The organism is Dietzia sp. B32 (assembly GCF_024732245.1).
Classification (GTDB): domain Bacteria; phylum Actinomycetota; class Actinomycetes; order Mycobacteriales; family Mycobacteriaceae; genus Dietzia.
In genome coordinates this window covers 2,821,605-2,835,916 of sequence record NZ_CP093845.1, presented here as the reverse complement: position 1 = coordinate 2,835,916, position 14,312 = coordinate 2,821,605, and the positions used below count along the sequence as shown (strand labels likewise).

General features: G+C 71.5%; 15 protein-coding genes. 4 read left to right on the top strand and 11 right to left on the bottom strand.

Annotated elements, in window-relative coordinates; genetic code table 11:
- Positions 1 to 27: 27 nt before the first annotated feature.
- Positions 28 to 264, bottom strand: a complete 237-nt coding sequence (locus L8M95_RS13410; RefSeq protein WP_260486612.1) for a DUF1059 domain-containing protein — start codon at positions 262 to 264, stop codon at positions 28 to 30.
- Positions 265 to 353: 89 nt separating this feature from the next.
- A complete protein-coding gene (locus L8M95_RS13405) occupies positions 354 to 1,190 on the bottom strand; it encodes a sigma-70 family RNA polymerase sigma factor (RefSeq protein ID WP_260486611.1) in 837 nt (278 codons plus the stop codon).
- A gap of 174 nt (positions 1,191 to 1,364) precedes the next feature.
- Between L8M95_RS13405 and L8M95_RS13400 the strand changes: the two genes are divergently transcribed.
- Both L8M95_RS13400 and L8M95_RS13395 read left to right on the top strand, forming a co-directional pair.
- Complete coding sequence (locus tag L8M95_RS13400; RefSeq protein WP_260486610.1) at positions 1,365 to 1,529, top strand: hypothetical protein; 165 nt, start codon at positions 1,365 to 1,367, stop codon at positions 1,527 to 1,529.
- A gap of 192 nt (positions 1,530 to 1,721) precedes the next feature.
- Positions 1,722 to 1,886, top strand: a complete 165-nt coding sequence (locus tag L8M95_RS13395) for a hypothetical protein (RefSeq protein WP_260486609.1) — start codon at positions 1,722 to 1,724, stop codon at positions 1,884 to 1,886.
- 102 nt (positions 1,887 to 1,988) lie between these two features.
- On the opposite strand, the gene L8M95_RS13390 is transcribed toward L8M95_RS13395, so the two are convergent.
- From L8M95_RS13390 to dacB, 4 genes are all read right to left on the bottom strand, one after another.
- The gene (locus tag L8M95_RS13390) at positions 1,989 to 3,524 is read right to left on the bottom strand and encodes an acyl-CoA synthetase (protein ID WP_260486608.1); all 1,536 of its coding nucleotides are present in this window, start codon (positions 3,522 to 3,524) and stop codon (positions 1,989 to 1,991) included.
- A gap of 70 nt (positions 3,525 to 3,594) precedes the next feature.
- Positions 3,595 to 4,152 (bottom strand): hypoxanthine phosphoribosyltransferase, encoded by a 558-nt coding sequence (hpt, locus tag L8M95_RS13385; RefSeq protein ID WP_260486607.1) that lies wholly within the window; start codon positions 4,150 to 4,152, stop codon positions 3,595 to 3,597.
- On the bottom strand, positions 4,153 to 5,181 hold the full coding sequence (gene tilS, locus L8M95_RS13380; RefSeq protein WP_260486606.1) for a tRNA lysidine(34) synthetase TilS: 1,029 nt from the start codon (positions 5,179 to 5,181) through the stop codon (positions 4,153 to 4,155).
- Positions 5,168 to 6,562: a D-alanyl-D-alanine carboxypeptidase/D-alanyl-D-alanine-endopeptidase gene (dacB, locus tag L8M95_RS13375; protein WP_260486605.1), complete on the bottom strand. Its 1,395-nt coding sequence runs from the start codon at positions 6,560 to 6,562 to the stop codon at positions 5,168 to 5,170. Before dacB ends, tilS begins: the two co-directional genes overlap by 14 nt.
- Positions 6,563 to 6,773: 211 nt before the next feature.
- Between dacB and L8M95_RS13370 the strand changes: the two genes are divergently transcribed.
- Positions 6,774 to 7,286, top strand: coding sequence for an inorganic diphosphatase (locus L8M95_RS13370; protein ID WP_260486604.1), 513 nt, complete (start codon positions 6,774 to 6,776; stop codon positions 7,284 to 7,286).
- Positions 7,287 to 7,409: 123 nt separating this feature from the next.
- Here L8M95_RS13370 and L8M95_RS13365 read toward each other — a convergent pair whose 3' ends face one another.
- The 3 genes from L8M95_RS13365 to L8M95_RS13355 form a co-directional block, all read right to left on the bottom strand.
- Positions 7,410 to 8,273 (bottom strand): crotonase/enoyl-CoA hydratase family protein, encoded by an 864-nt coding sequence (locus L8M95_RS13365; RefSeq protein WP_260486602.1) that lies wholly within the window; start codon positions 8,271 to 8,273, stop codon positions 7,410 to 7,412.
- 35 nt (positions 8,274 to 8,308) lie between these two features.
- Positions 8,309 to 8,518 (bottom strand): PspC domain-containing protein, encoded by a 210-nt coding sequence (locus tag L8M95_RS13360; protein WP_260486601.1) that lies wholly within the window; start codon positions 8,516 to 8,518, stop codon positions 8,309 to 8,311.
- 146 nt (positions 8,519 to 8,664) lie between these two features.
- A complete protein-coding gene (locus L8M95_RS13355; RefSeq protein WP_260486600.1) occupies positions 8,665 to 9,477 on the bottom strand; it encodes an SDR family oxidoreductase in 813 nt (270 codons plus the stop codon).
- Positions 9,478 to 9,544: 67 nt separating this feature from the next.
- On the opposite strand from L8M95_RS13355, the gene L8M95_RS13350 reads away from it, so the two are divergent.
- Positions 9,545 to 13,393 (top strand): Pls/PosA family non-ribosomal peptide synthetase, encoded by a 3,849-nt coding sequence (locus tag L8M95_RS13350; RefSeq protein WP_260486599.1) that lies wholly within the window; start codon positions 9,545 to 9,547, stop codon positions 13,391 to 13,393.
- A 13-nt stretch (positions 13,394 to 13,406) separates the two neighbouring features.
- Here the strand turns inward: L8M95_RS13350 and L8M95_RS13345 are convergent, their stop codons facing one another.
- Both L8M95_RS13345 and L8M95_RS13340 read right to left on the bottom strand, forming a co-directional pair.
- Complete coding sequence (locus tag L8M95_RS13345; RefSeq protein ID WP_260486598.1) at positions 13,407 to 13,712, bottom strand: transcriptional regulator; 306 nt, start codon at positions 13,710 to 13,712, stop codon at positions 13,407 to 13,409.
- A complete protein-coding gene (locus L8M95_RS13340) occupies positions 13,705 to 14,157 on the bottom strand; it encodes a hypothetical protein (RefSeq protein ID WP_260486597.1) in 453 nt (150 codons plus the stop codon). Before L8M95_RS13340 ends, L8M95_RS13345 begins: the two co-directional genes overlap by 8 nt.
- Between the last annotated feature and the right edge of the window lie 155 nt (positions 14,158 to 14,312).

Below are 14,312 nucleotides of genomic sequence, written 5' to 3'. Positions count from 1 at the left end.
CGGGCCGGGCCGGGCGGGCCGGGCCGGTCAGTCCTCCGGCAGCTCGGCGAAGCGCTTCTTGACGTCCCGGTACCACCCGAGTGACTGGCGCGGCCGGCGCCAGCGGCTCTTCATGTCCTCGCGCGCGGGGACGTGGGCCTCGTCGCCCGCCCCGACCCGCTCCTTGAGGTGGGCGTCCTGGGCGTTGATCACGTCGTCCGCCTTCTCGCCGCGATGGGCGAGGTCGCACGGGCCGCCCAGGTCCTTGCAGGTCATGGTCTTCATGGCACTTGATCCTCCCGGTCGAGAGGCGCGCGGGGTCGCGTCGCCTCACCCTGATGACGAGCGCCGCGCCCCGGGTGTGACCGTGTGGCTCACCTCGGCTCCCCGTCACGACGCCGGCGGATCGAGCCGAGCACGTCCGGGTCCGCGCGGAAGTCGATCCGGCGGACCACCCCGTCGAGGACCCGGAAGTCGAACGCCACGCGGGCCACGCCACGGTCGAACCACGCCGCTCCCGGGCGGTCGCGGACGAACACCGGGAGCGCCGACGCCGCCGCGCCGTCGAAGAACCCGGCGACCGCCTCGCGTCCCTCGATGCGCGCGGGCGTCCCGAGGCCCACCGCGAGCGGGTCGCCCACCACCTCGACGTCCGGCGCGAGGAGCCGGAGGAGTCGGGAGAACTCGCCGCGTCGGGCGGCGGCGAGGAAGGCGTCGACGACGAGCCAGTCCGCCCGGCCCGCGCCGGGACCCGCCTCCGCGATCTTCGCGCGCGCCCTCGACGCGTGTTTGCGGGCCGCCGCCGGCGAGCAGTCGAGGACGGCGGCGATCGTGGCGAAGTCGACCGAGAACGAGTCATGGAGGACGAACGCCACCCGCTCGGCCGGGGTGAGCCGGTCGAGGACCACGTGCAGCGCCGACCCCATCGACTCCGCCAGGAGGGCCTCGTCGGACGGGCCGGGGTCGGCGCCGGGACGGTCGGTGGGCTCGACGGGCGGCGGCACCGCGGCCTTGAGCCTGTCCAGGCACAAACGGGTGACGACGGTGGTCAACCAGGCGGGGAGGGTGGTGATCGCGGAGGCGTCGGTGCGCGCCAACCGGAGCCACGCCTGTTGCACCACGTCCTCGGCCTCCGTCGGGTCACGGAGCACGTGCGCGGCGATCCGGACGAGCCGGGGACGTTCACTCTCGAACTCGGAGGTCCTGTCCACCTCGACAGTGTCCCCCGTGCGCCGTCGATCCGACGGCGTGACGGGAGTCTTCGCGATCCCCCGGACCCGTGGCGGAGCCCTGGTTAGCATCAGGCCAGCGCCGCTCCCGCGGCGCGACCGTCCACCTCTCGCCAACCGGCACCCCCACCGGGGCGCCGTCAGGAAGGAACGATCATGGGAAGCCTGGGAATCCTCGCCGCCGGCTCCGCCGAGTTCGCCCTCGACTCGGGATCCACCCTCGCCGACATGGGTAGTCGACTGCCGTCGCTGCTCCTGCAGTTCGCGGACATGTTGTTCAACGGGATCGCCGGTGACCTCGTCTCCAGCGTCGGCGACTGACGCCCGGTAGCCGCCGCGCAGGGACCGACATCATGGCGTTTTCCATTTTCGCCACGAGCCTTGACTCGCCCTGATAAAGAGAGCATCATCTTCCGCGAGGGAAGTGATCTCCATCACTTTTTCGCGGTTTCGTCACTCTGGAGAACCGCTCTCCGGGCCGCCCCTCGTCCGGCAAGGGAAAGGACCATCACCATGGGTAGTCTCGGAGTATTCGCCGAAGGTTCCAGTGAATTCGCGCTCGATTCGGGATCAGTCCTGCTCGACGCGCTCACCACTGCACCGTCGTTCCTCCTCAGGATCCTCGGGATGATCGGATTCGGCACGTCGTTGGATCTCACGGCGAGTGTCGGCGACTGAGCCGACCGATCGGGGGGAAGAAGACCATCAGCTCGTTCGCGATACGCGGAGAACCGTCGACCACCGGTCGACGGTTCTCTCGTTGTGCGTAGACGCCCCGGCTCAGACGTACTGCTGCACGATCCGGCGCTTGACCAGCTTGCCCGTGGGCGTGCGGGGCAGCTCGTCCACGAAGTCCAGGCTCCGCGGGATCTTGAAGTCGGAGATCGTGCCCCGGAGGGAGGCCAGGAGTTCGTCGGCCAGGCCCGGGTCGCCGACGCGATCCGCGGCGGGCACCACCACCGCGTGCACCTTCTCCCCCATCTCCTCGTCCGGGATGCCGATCACCGCCACGTCCGCGACCGCCGGGTTCATGACGAGGGCGTTCTCGATCTCCTGCGGGTAGATGTTGACGCCGCCGGAGATGATGGTGAACGCCTTGCGGTCGGTGAGGTAGAGGAAGCGGTCCTCGTCCAGGTAACCCACGTCGCCGAAGGTCGCCCAGTTGGGGTGGTCGGGATGGAAGACGGACGCCGTCTTCTCCGGGTCGCCGTGGTACTCGAAGGTCCCCTCGTCCTGCTGCCAGTAGATGGTGCCGATCTCGCCGGTGGGGAGCTCGTTACCCTCCTCGTCGCAGATGTGGGCGATGCCCTTGAGCCCGTCGCGCCCCACCGAACCGGGATGGTCGAGCGCCTCCTGCGAGTTGATGAACGTGATGCCCATGCCCTCGGTCGCCGAGTAGTACTCGTGGATCACCGGGCCCCACCATTCGATCATCCGGCGCTTGACCTCCGGTGGACACGGGGCGGCGGCGTGGATCGCGTGGGTCATGCTGGCGACGTCGTAGCGCGCCCGCGTCTCCTCCGGCAGCTTGAGCATCCGCACGAACATCGTCGGCACCCACTGCGAGTGCGTCACCCGGTACTCCTCGATCAGTCGCAGCGACTCCTCCGCGTCGAAGCGGTCCATGAGGATCACGGTCCCGCCGACGGAGTTGACCACGCCGCAGAACCGGAGCGGGGCCGCGTGGTACAGCGGCGCGGGGCACAGGTAGACGCTGTCGGCGTCGAAGGCGTACAGGAAACTGAACACGGGGGTGTAGACGTCGGGCACCTCGTCGATCTGCCCCTCCGGCGGGTCCACACGCACGCCCTTCGGCCGGCCGGTGGTGCCGGACGAGTAGAGGAAGTCGTGTCCCCGGGGCTGGTCGGCGGGAGGATCCGTCGGCTTGCCCTCGAGCAGGCCGCGGTAGTCCTCGAAGCCCTCCAGCTCGCCACCGAAGACCACCCGGTGCTCGACGTCGGAATGGGCGCCCGGGGTGAGGTCCACGTGGTCGGCGACCGGAGCGGAGACGAACAACGCCCGCGCTCCGCAGTCTCCGATGATGTACGACGACTCGTCCGCGGTGAGGTGGTGGTTGATGGCGGCGATGTACAGACCCACGCGCAGCGCGGCCCAGTAGATCTCGATCATCTCGAGGGTGTTGTCGGAGACCACCGCGATCGTCTCGCCGGGGCGCAGGCCCCAGTCGTCGGTCAGGACGTGCGCGAGCTGCGCGGAGCGGGCCTCGAGCTCGGCGTAGGTGATCTGCTCGCCGGTCGCGGGACGGATGACGGCGGGCTTGTCGGGGGTGGTGGCGGCGAAGGTACCTGGGAACATGTCGTCAGGTTAACCGCCCGACGTGATCTGGATCACGATTTAGGCAGACACGTGTCCAGCAGTCCTCGCGTCAGGAGTACATGCGCGGATGCAGCTTGCCGATGTACGGCAGGTCGCGGTAGCGCTCGGCGAAGTCCAGGCCGTACCCCACCACGAACTCGTTGGGGATGTCGAACCCGATCTCGAGGATGTCCAGGTCCGCCTTCACCGCGTCGGGCTTGCGCAGCAGGGTGACGATCTCCAGCGAGCGCGGGTTCCGGGTGCGCAGGTTCCGCATGAGCCAGGACAGGGTGAGGCCGGAGTCGATGATGTCCTCGACGATGATCACGTCGCGGTCGGCGATGTCGCGGTCGAGGTCCTTGAGGATCCGCACCACGCCCGAGGAGCTGGTGGAGGACCCGTACGAGCTGACGGCCATGAACTCCAGCTCTGAGGGGATGGTCAGCGCCCGGGCGAAGTCGGAGACGAAGATCGCCGCACCCTTGAGGACGGCGACCAGCACGACCTCCTTCTCGGAGTTCGCGTAGCGCTCGCCGATCCTGGCGCCCATCTCGACGATCCGCGCGCGGATCGCGTCCTCGTCGAGCAGCACCGACTCGATCTCGTCGGCGTACTTGTCCGTGGTCATCTACGTCCCCGCTCCGCTAGCCCGGTCGTTCTCCACGACCACCTTTCCACGTCGACGCCGGGCGACCAACCTGGCCGAGGGCCCCGCTCCACCCGCGTCCCCGGGGCCGGTGCCACCGACCGCCACCCCGCCCTGCCCGCGCCAGTCCGTGACGAGCGCGGCCACCGCCGTCAGGTGCGCGTACGTGGGTGAGGTGATCCCCCGATCCCGCAGCCAGTGCCGCAGGACCCGGGTCAGGACGGCGGCCGGCAGCGGCTCCAGTCGGCTCACCTCCAGGGCGCCGTCCGGGCCGACGGGCACGGCGCGGGCGAGGCGGTCCAGCTCGTCGTCGTCGACCCCCAGCAGCGTCGCGGTGCGCGCCAACCCCTCGGCGACGCCGCCTCCGAGCACGTCCTCGAGCAGCGGCAGCACCTCGTGCCGCAGGCGCACCCGCGTGAACGACGAGTCGGTGTTGTGCGGGTCGTTCCAGACCTCCAGGCCCAGGTCACGGCACGCGTCGCGGGTGTCGACGGCGCGGACGCCGAGCAGCGGTCGCCCCCACGGCGCGTCCCAGGCGGCCATCCCGCGCAGCGAGTGGGCGCCGGAGCCACGCCCCAGGCCCAACAGGACGGTCTCGGCCTGGTCGTCGAGGGTGTGGGCGAGCAGCACGGGACGTCCTCGGCGCGCGGTGTCGAGCGCGGTGTAGCGCGCCGTGCGGGCGGCGGCCTCGGGGCCGGAACCGTCGGAATCCACGACGACGACGAGGACCTCCGCGGACGCACCGAGCCCGCGTGCCGCGGCGGCCGCGTCCCGGGCCGCCGCATCCGAGCCCTCCTGCAGTCCGTGGTCGACCACGAGGGCGGTCACGACGGCGAACTCGACGGCGGCCGCGGCGGTCAGGGCCAGCGAATCCGCTCCCCCGGACAGCGCCACGCACACGTCGTCGCCGACCTCGGGGTGCGCCCGGCGGAAGGCCCGCACCGCCGCGCGCACGGCCCAGGCCGGTCCGGTCCAGTCCCCACCGGGCCGAACGGGGTCAGCGGCAGCCACAGGCGCTGATCTCGGCGGCGATCCGGTCGAGGACCGGCCGTGCGACGGCCGGGTCGGTGCCGGAGGACAGGAGGGCGAAGCTCATGGTGCGGCCGTCGGCGCTGGTCACCGAGCCGGCCAGCGTGCTCGTCCCGGCGAGGGTGCCCGTCTTGGCGCGCACCCAGCCGGCCCCGGCGGCGGAGGGGCCGGTGAACCGGTCGATGAGCGTCCCCGACCCGGCCGCCACGGGCAGGGTGTCGAGCAGGTCCCGCATCTCGCGGGTGGCGTCGGGGGCGGACGCGGTGCGCAGGACGTCGGTGAGGACGGCCGCCGAGATGCGGTTGCCGTTGCTCATCCCGGAGCAGTCGTCCAGGCGGACCCCGGACATGTCCAGACCGCGTTCGGTGAGGGTGTCGAGCACGGCGGCGGTCCCCGCGGCGAAGTCGGCGCGGGCGTCCGGATCCCGGTCCAGGGCCACCTCGCGGCAGATCGCCTCGGCCAGCACGTTGTCCGAGTGGACGAGCATCGAGCGGAGGCGCTCGGTGAGCTCCGCCGACGACACCCGGCCCAGTTCGCCGGTCGTCTCCACCGATTCGGACGCGACCCGTACGCGCTCGGGGTCCACGCCCAGTTCGCGGGCCAGGGCCCTACCCGCCGCGAGAGCGGGTTCGCCCGAGCGGGGCGAGTACTCGTCGGCCGGGTCGAGGCGGCCGGAGTCGAGCATCCACGCGTCGACGGGTGCGATGTTGCCGGCCGCTATCTCCGAGGGTGGCCACCCGGGACCCAGTCTCGGCCCGGTGTACGGACCCGGGTCCACCACGATGCGCGACGGCGTGACCCCGGCGGCACGGACGACGTCGGCGGCTCCCACCAGGGTGGCCGCGTCGGGGAAGAGCGGCCCGGGCTCGGCGCCACCGGACATGGTGGGGTCGCCGCCGGGGACCACCACGAGGGTGTCCGGCTCGGCGCCGGTGGCTAGGACCGTGTCGACGCGGGTGTCACCGGGCAGTCGGGTCAGGGCGGCGACCGCGGTGAGCAGTTTGGTGGTGGAGGCCGGCACCTTGGCGTCGCGCGGGCGACGCTCCCACAGCACCTGGCCCGTCGCGTCGTCGACCACGCTGGCGGTGAGGTCGCCGACGGCCGGGGACGTCGCGAGCGGGCCGAGGAGCCTTGCGAGCGCGGCCGGGTCGGGCAACGGCGCCGTCCCGTCCGCGGCGTGGAGTCCGGGGTTCAGCTCCGTCGTGGTCTCCGCCGGGGCGTCGACGACCGCGCGGACCTCGTCCTCGACGTCCGTGAACAGTGCCGCCGCGACGAGTCCCGCGACGAGGAGTACGACGACGACGAGGACGACCCCGCCCCGCCACACGAGCCCACGCCCGCGCCACACTCCGCGCTCGGTCACTCGTGCCCACCCTCCCGGACGCTGTCGCCTCCGCTGTCACCGCCACCGGCCGGTGCCGGTGGTCCCCGGCTCCTGCCGGGTGCATCAGACCCACGCTAGCGGCCCGCGTGACGGCGGCCACCCCCGGAGCCGGGGCGGCCTACTAGAATCGGCCCGGATTGTCCGGGAGAGCCGTCCCGGGTCCGGAGAATGACGATTTGTGAGGTAGCCCGTGACCGTCGAAGTGACCATCGAGATCCCCAAGGGTTCGCGTAACAAGTACGAGATCCACCACGAGACCGGCAAGATCTATCTCGACCGTTTCCTCTTCACCTCGATGGGCTACCCGGCCGACTACGGCTACATCGACGAGACCCTCGCGGACGACGGCGACCCCTGCGACGCCCTGGTCCTGCTCGACGAGTCCGTCTACCCCGGCGTGATCGTCAACTCGCGCGTGGTGGGCGTGTACACGATGTCCGACGAGGCCGGTGGCGACGACAAGCTGCTGTGCGTGCCCGCTCTGGACCCGCGCTGGGAGCACATCCAGGACGTCGACGACGTCCCGGACTTCGAACTCAAGGCCATCGAGCACTTCTTCCTGCACTACAAGGACCTCGAGCCGGGCAAGCACGTCACCCCGGGCGAGTGGCGGGACAAGGCCCACGGCGAGAAGCTGGTCGTCGAGGGGATCGAGAACTTCAAGAAGCACCCCGAGGAGAAGGCCGAGCCCTTCCGCGGCTGACGCCGTCAGGCCCGGCCCTTCCCCGGTCGAGAAGACAGTTCCGCACACATCGCCCGGGAGGCGGGTGTGCGGAACTGTCTTCTCGTCGGACGGGGGGCGGATTGCCGGGTCCGGCGTGCGCGGTCAGCGGCCGGTGTAGCGCGCCTCGCGCTTCTCCAGCGTCGAGCCGATGGCCTCCATCATGTCCGCCGAGGCCAGGAAACCGGCGTTCCAGGTGGCGACGTAGCGGTTGGACTCGTAGATCGGACCCTCGATCGCCCGGTTGAGCACCTCGCGGGTACCGCGGACCACCAGCGGCGGGTTGTCCGCGATCTCGGCGGCCGTCGCATGGGCCGAGTCCAGCACGCCCGCGGCGTCGTCGGCGACGTGCGTGACCAGGCCGTAGCGCAGCGCGGTCTCCGCGTCGATGTCGCGGCCGGTCAGCGCCAGCTCGCGGGTCAGCCCGGAGCCGATGATGTACGGCAGTCGCCCGAGCGACCCCATGTCGGCGACGATCCCCACCTTCACCTCGCGGACCGAGTAGCTCGAGTCCGCCGAACCGTGGCGGACGTCGCAGGCGGAGATGAGGTCCATGCCGCCGCCGATGCAGCGGCCCTGGATCGCGGCGACGGTGGGCGTCTTCGCGGACGCGACCGCGTCGACGGCCTGACGCATGTTCTCCACGAAATCCAGGATGCGCTCGTTGCGCGCGGCGTCCGGGGTCGTGTCCTGCGGCAGGAACTCCATGAACTGCGGCATCATCGCCATCAGGTCCAGGCCGTAGGTGAAGTTGCGGCCCTCGCCCGCGAGCACGACGGCGCGGACCTCGGGGTCGGCGTCGAGCTCGGCCATCACGCGGGGCATCTCGGCCCAGAAGTCCGGGCCCATCGCGTTGTTGCGCCCCGGGCCGATCAGCGTCACCTGCGCGACGTGCGGGTGCCGTGCGCCCTTCTCGATGCGGACGGAGGCGTACTCGCCGGGGGCTGCTGAGGTGTCTGGAGTGCTCATGGACTCAGCCTGCCACGTGCCCCTCGGGCGCGGCCTCAGGAGGCACGGGAATCGGGCATGACGAACCACAGGATCACGTAGATGAGCAGCTGCGGGCCGGGCAGCAGGATCGAGGCCACGAACAGCACGCGGACCAACGCCGGGTCGAGCCCGAAGTAGTCGGCCAGGCCACCGCACACACCACCGATCCAGCGGTCGGAGGACCTGGTCAGGCGCTTGGCTCGGGAGTCCGGGAAGTAGGTCATGACGTCACACCTCGTCGTCGTCGGGAAAGGGGGATCGGGGACCTCTCCCCGGTGACCTCCACTCTCCTCCCCGAGCACCCGCTCCGCATCGGGGAAAGACCCGATTCCGAGACCCTGATGCGGCATCGGGGTGCTGCCCCCGAGGGTCAGGTGTGGAACTCGCCGCAGTCCACCGTGAGCGTCTGGCCCGTGACGGCCGAGGCGGCGTCCGAGAGCAGGAACAACACCGGGTCGACGATCTCGCGCTCGGAGGGCAGTCTGCGCAGATCCATCTTCTCGGCGGTGTGGGCGTAGACGTCGTCGACCGTGCCGCCGTACTTGGTGGCCAGGTGCTCGAAGTAGGCCTTGAGGGTCTCGCCGTAGATGTAGCCCGGCGCGACGGTGTTGACCCGGATGCCGCGCGGGCCCAGTTCGGTGGCCAGCGAGTGGCCCAGCGCGACCAGGGCGGTCTTGGCGATCTTGTATCCCGCGTACCGCTCCCGGGAGTGGTGGATCACCGCGGACGCCATCATGACGACGGACGCGCTGGCGGCTGCGGTGCCGGTGGCGGGAGCGGCGGCGGCCTCGAGCAGCGCGGTGAACTCCTGGGTCGTGCGCAGCGCGCCCAGCACGGACAGATCGATGCCACGGGAGATCTGCTCGTGGTCGGTCTGCGCGAGCGGCTTCATGCTGGGCACCGCGAACGCGCTGTACACGAGCCCGTGGACGGCATCGGTGTGACCCTCCACCGTCTCCCGCAGTGCGCGCACCGACTCCGGGTCGGTGGCGTCCACGGCCGCGGCGATCGCGCTTCCGCCAGCCGCACGGACCTCGTCGGCGATCTCGACGACCCGCGACTCCGTCCGCGCGGCGACGACCACCATCGCCCCCTTCGCGGCGGCCTGCAGGGCGAGCGTGCGACCGAATCCCGGCCCCGCCCCCACGATCACGATGGTCTTGTCACTCAGGCTCTCTGTCATCCGACTCACTTAACCAGCCCCGGGTGACCGCGGCGGGCAGTTCACCTACGCGGGATACGATCCGCACGTGGCCACCATTGGAGAGCAGTATCTTCGCAGCTCATACGCCGCGGAGCCCCGGACACTCCTCGACGTGTTCGGTGCCGCGGCGACCCGCCACCCCGGGGCTCCGTGCATCGACGACGGCACCCGGGTCCTGACCTACGACGAGGTCGCGCGGACGATCCACGCCTCCGCCCGGTGGATGCACGAGCAGGGGGTGGGCGCCGGCGATCGGGTGGGCATCCACATGCCGTCCGGCTCCGCCGACCTCTACCTGGCCATCCTCTCCACCCTCGCCGCCGGCGCGGCCTATGTCCCCGTCGACGTGGACGACCCCGCCGAACGCGCCGAGCTGGTGTTCGGACAGGCGCAGGTCGCGGCCGTCTACAGCGCCGACGGGATGCTCGTCACCGACCCCGACCGACCCGCCGACCCCACGCGGCACCGCGGCCCGACGGTCGACGACGACTGCTGGATCATCTTCACCTCCGGCACCACCGGCCTGCCCAAGGGCGTGGCGGTGACGCACCGCAGCGCCGCCGCGTTCGTCGACGCCGAGACCCGGATCTTCCTGCAGGGCGCGCCGCTGGGCCCGGGCGACCGCGTACTGGCGGGGTTGTCCGTGGCGTTCGACGCCTCCTGCGAGGAGATGTGGCTGGCCTGGGCCCACGGGGCGTGCCTGGTGCCCGCACCGCGCGGAGTCGTGAAATCCGGCCTCGACCTGGGCCCGTGGCTGCAGGACCGCCGGATCACCGTCATCTCCACGGTGCCGACCCTGGCCTCGATGTGGCCCGATTCGATGCTCCGCGACATCCGGATGGTGATCCTCGGCGGCGAGGCGTGCCCGCCCGAGCTGGCCGCGCGGCTCGCCGGCGAGGGGCGCGAGGTGTGGAACACCTACGGCCCCACGGAGGCGACCGTCGTCGCCTGCGCCGCCCCGCTGGACGGCCGCGGTGAGGTGTCGATCGGGCTACCCCTGGACGGATGGGACCTCGCGGTGGTCGACGCCGCCGGTCAGCCCGTCGCGTACGGCGAATCCGGTGAGCTGGTGATCGGCGGCGTGGGGTTGGCCCGCTACCTCGATCCCGAGAAGGACGCCGAGAAGTACGCGCCGATGGGGACACTCGGATGGGACCGGGCCTACCGGTCCGGCGACGTGGTGCGACTCGAGGCGGACGGCCTGTACTTCACCGGCCGGGTCGACGACCAGGTCAAGATCGGCGGGCGACGCCTCGAGCTGGGCGAGGTCGACACCGCCGTGTCCGCGCTGCCCGGCGTGAGCGCCGGCGCCGCCGCGGTGAAGAAGACCGATGCCGGCCAGCCCGTGCTCGTGGCCTACCTCGTCGCCGAGGACCCCGGCGGCTTCGACCTCGCCGACGCGGCCGGGCGCCTGCGCGAGCACCTGCCCGCCGGCGTGGTTCCGCGCCTGGCCCTGGTCGACGATCTGCCGACCCGCACCTCCGGGAAGGTCGACCGGGCCGCCCTGCCGTGGCCGCTGGCACAGACCTCGGCCGCCGAGTCCGAGCTCGACGGCATCGAGGCGTGGGTCGCCGAACTGTGGTCGGCGGCCCTCGGGGCCGACGTCTCCGGGGTCGACGAGGACTTCTTCGCCCTCGGCGGCGGATCGCTGGCCGCCGCGCACGTGGTGGCCCGGGTTCGCGAACGCTTCCCCTCGGTGACGGTCGGCGACATCTACGACCGCTCGCGCCTGGGCGACTTCGCCGGGTTCCTGGACGAGCTCGAGCCCGAGGCCGAGGTCGAACCGCGGCACGTCCGGCCCGTCGGCCGCGGCGCGCAGCTCCTGCAGGTGCTCGCCACGATCCCGCTGCTCACCCTGACCGGCCTGCAGTGGCTCACCTGGGTGGGCATCGCCAACAACGCCGCCGACGCGCTCGGGCTCGCCTGGGCGCGGCCGGTGTCGTGGTGGCTGCTCGGGGTCCTGGCGGTGCTGCTCCTGCTGCCCGCCGGCCGCATGCTGGTCACCGCCGGCCTGTGCCGGGTGCTCACCGCCGGAGTGACCCCGGGGATGTACCCGCGGGCGGGGTCGGTGCACCTGCGGATCTGGGCCGCCGAGCGGTTGGTCGAGGTCTCCGGGGCCGCCAACCTCGAGGGTGCCGGGTGGCTCACCCCCTTCGCGCGGTTACTGGGGGCGCAGATCGGACACGGTGTGGACATGCACACCCTCCCGCCGGTCACCGGCCTGCTCCGGGTGGGCGACGGGGCCTCGATCGAACCCGAGGTGGACCTGGCCGGGTACTGGATCGACGGCGACATCGTGCACGTGGGTTCCGTCGAGATCGGCGAGAACGCGGTGGTGGGCGCCCGGTCCACCCTGCTGCCCGGCGCGGTGGTGGGCCGCGGGGCACATGTGGAGATCGGCTCCGCGGTGGTCGGCACGGTCAAGGCAGGCAAGCGCTACGCGGGCTCCCCCGCGCTCAAGCGCGGCAAGCGGGGGTCGAGCTGGCCTGCCGAGCCCGCGCCCCACAACCGGGTCTGGAGCCTGGTCTACCAGTTCTCCGCCGTGGCGCTCGGTGCGATGCCGCTGGCCGCCCTGCTCGCGGGTCTCGCTCTGGTGGCGTGGGGAGCCCGCGGCGCCGGCGGCCCGGGCGAGCTGGTCCTGCGCGTCGTGCTGTGGTCGGTCCCCGCCACGCTCCTCGCACTCGCGGTCTTCGCCGCGGCCACACTCGTCGCGGTCCGGGTGCTGTCGATCGGGCTGAACCCCGGCTTCCACCCGGTCCACTCGCGGATCGCCTGGCAGGCGTGGTGCAGTGAACGCCTCATGGACGCCGCCAGGAACTGGCTGTACCCGCTGTACGCCTCGATGCTCACCCCGATCTGGTTGCGCCTGCTGGGGGCGAAGATCGGCAGGGACGTCGAGGCCTCGACCGTGCTGCTCATCCCCGCACTCACCACCGTCCGCGACGGGGCGTTCCTCGCCGACGACACCATGGTCGCCCCGTACGAGCTCGGCTCCGGATGGATGCGGCTGGAGCACGCCCGGGTCGGCAAGCGCGCCTTCCTCGGCAACTCCGGTATCGCCTCCGCCGGCCGGAAGGTGCCCGCACGGGGCCTGGTCGCCGTGCTGTCCTCCGCACCGCAGAAGGCCAAGAAGGGCACCTCGTGGCTGGGATCCCCGCCGCAGAGACTGCCGCGAGCCGTCGCCGACACCGACGACATCCGCACCTACCAGCCGCCACGCCGTCTCAAGGTCGCCCGCGGGGCGTGGGAGACCCTCCGGCTGATCCCCGTGTGGATGTCATTCCTCCTCCTGCTCAGCGTCCTGGTCGTGCTGCAGGAGATCCACCTGGAGTGGGGCTTCGGGGTGGCCGCACTGACCTCCGGGCTGACGCTCGCCTACGCGGGGCTGGTCGCCCTGGTGGTGGCCGTGCTGGCCAAGTGGATCCTGGTGGGTCGCATACGTGCGGGCGAGCAACCGCTGTGGTCGTCGTTCGTGTGGCGCAACGAGGTCGCCGACTCGTTCATCGAACTGTTGGCCGCGCCGTGGTTGGCCCGGCCCGCGACGGGCACCCCGGTGATGAACGCGATGCTGGGCCTCCTGGGTTCGCGCATCGGCCGCGGCGTGTGGTGCGAGTCGTACTGGCTGCCCGAGGCCGACCTGATCTCCCTCGGCGACGGCGCCACGATCAACCGCGGCTGCGTGGTCCAGACCCACCTGTTCCACGACCGCATCATGCAGATCGACCGGGTGACGATCGAGGCCGGGGCAACACTGGGGTGCCACTGCGTCGCGCTGCCGGCGTCATCCATCGGAGACGGTTCCACGGTCGGTCCCGCCTCGCTGGTGATGCGCGGCGACCGCATTCCGCCCGGCACCCGCTGGCAGGGCAACCCGATCGCGCCCTGGAGGGGGTGAGCCGGTAAGCGGGTCAGCCGCCGGCGATCGCGCGCAGCGCCGCCAGGTGCGACTCGTACGCCTTACGACCGTCCCGGGTGAGTGAGAGCCACGTGCGGGGGCGCTTGCCGACGTAGCCCTTCTTCACCTTGACGTACCCGGCCTTCTCCAGAACCGCGACCTGCTTGGACAGGGTCGAGTCGGTCACCTCGACCGTGTCGCGGATCCGCGCGAACTCCGCGTCGTCGACCCCGGCCAGCGCGGCGACGATCGAGAACCGCACCGGAGCGTGGATCACCTCGTCGAGCCGATGCCGGGCGTGCCCCGCCGCGTCACTCATCACTCGGCCCCCGTCGGACGATGATCGCGGCCGCCACCAGTCCGGGCAGCGCGACCACCAGCACGCCGAGGGCGAACCACCAGGGCGTGAGACCGATCGTCGTGCGGATGACGTGCAGGCCCGTCACCACGACGAAGACCATCGCTCCGGATCCCGCGACGCCCCACGTGTAGGTCCTACCCGACCCCCGGGGGCTCGCGCTGATCGCTCGCCTCTGCCAGAAGATCGCCACGAACAACAACGCCGCGTAGGGCACGAGCGCCCAGTTGGTGAACATCGTCGCGATGGTCCCGAGGCCCATCAGTATCGCGATGGCCGCGGCGAAACCGGCGAAGACACCGACGTCGTGCCGGGAGCTGACCGATGGGCGACCCTCGGCCTCGGCGAGCATGCGGGCCGCCTCCGCTCGATCGACCTCACCGGTCGTGGAGTTCTGTGAGTCCATGGTTCTGCCTTCCCTCGGCGCCCCGGGGGAGTTTCCACCGCGGAGTGGATTTCACCCTAGGGTAGTACTTTCCCGTCTGGCAAGTATTTTCCGGTACTCGAGTTCGCGGGAGTCCAGGGCGTCGTCCACGGCGGTGCTCCGGGCCGCTGGTCCTC

What these genes read in the sequence shown, in the direction of transcription:
- L8M95_RS13390 (WP_260486608.1), bottom strand. Translation starts at nt 3,524, where the DNA reads ATGTTCCCAGGTACCTTCGCCGCCACCACCCCCGACAAGCCCGCCGTC.
- L8M95_RS13400 (WP_260486610.1), top strand. Translation starts at nt 1,365, where the DNA reads ATGGGAAGCCTGGGAATCCTCGCCGCCGGCTCCGCCGAGTTCGCCCTC.
- L8M95_RS13365 (WP_260486602.1), bottom strand. Translation starts at nt 8,273, where the DNA reads ATGAGCACTCCAGACACCTCAGCAGCCCCCGGCGAGTACGCCTCCGTC.
- L8M95_RS13360 (WP_260486601.1), bottom strand. Translation starts at nt 8,518, where the DNA reads ATGACCTACTTCCCGGACTCCCGAGCCAAGCGCCTGACCAGGTCCTCC.
- hpt (WP_260486607.1), bottom strand. Translation starts at nt 4,152, where the DNA reads ATGACCACGGACAAGTACGCCGACGAGATCGAGTCGGTGCTGCTCGAC.
- L8M95_RS13395 (WP_260486609.1), top strand. Translation starts at nt 1,722, where the DNA reads ATGGGTAGTCTCGGAGTATTCGCCGAAGGTTCCAGTGAATTCGCGCTC.
- L8M95_RS13410 (WP_260486612.1), bottom strand. Translation starts at nt 264, where the DNA reads ATGAAGACCATGACCTGCAAGGACCTGGGCGGCCCGTGCGACCTCGCC.
- L8M95_RS13340 (WP_260486597.1), bottom strand. Translation starts at nt 14,157, where the DNA reads ATGGACTCACAGAACTCCACGACCGGTGAGGTCGATCGAGCGGAGGCG.
- L8M95_RS13355 (WP_260486600.1), bottom strand. Translation starts at nt 9,477, where the DNA reads ATGACAGAGAGCCTGAGTGACAAGACCATCGTGATCGTGGGGGCGGGG.
- L8M95_RS13345 (WP_260486598.1), bottom strand. Translation starts at nt 13,712, where the DNA reads ATGAGTGACGCGGCGGGGCACGCCCGGCATCGGCTCGACGAGGTGATC.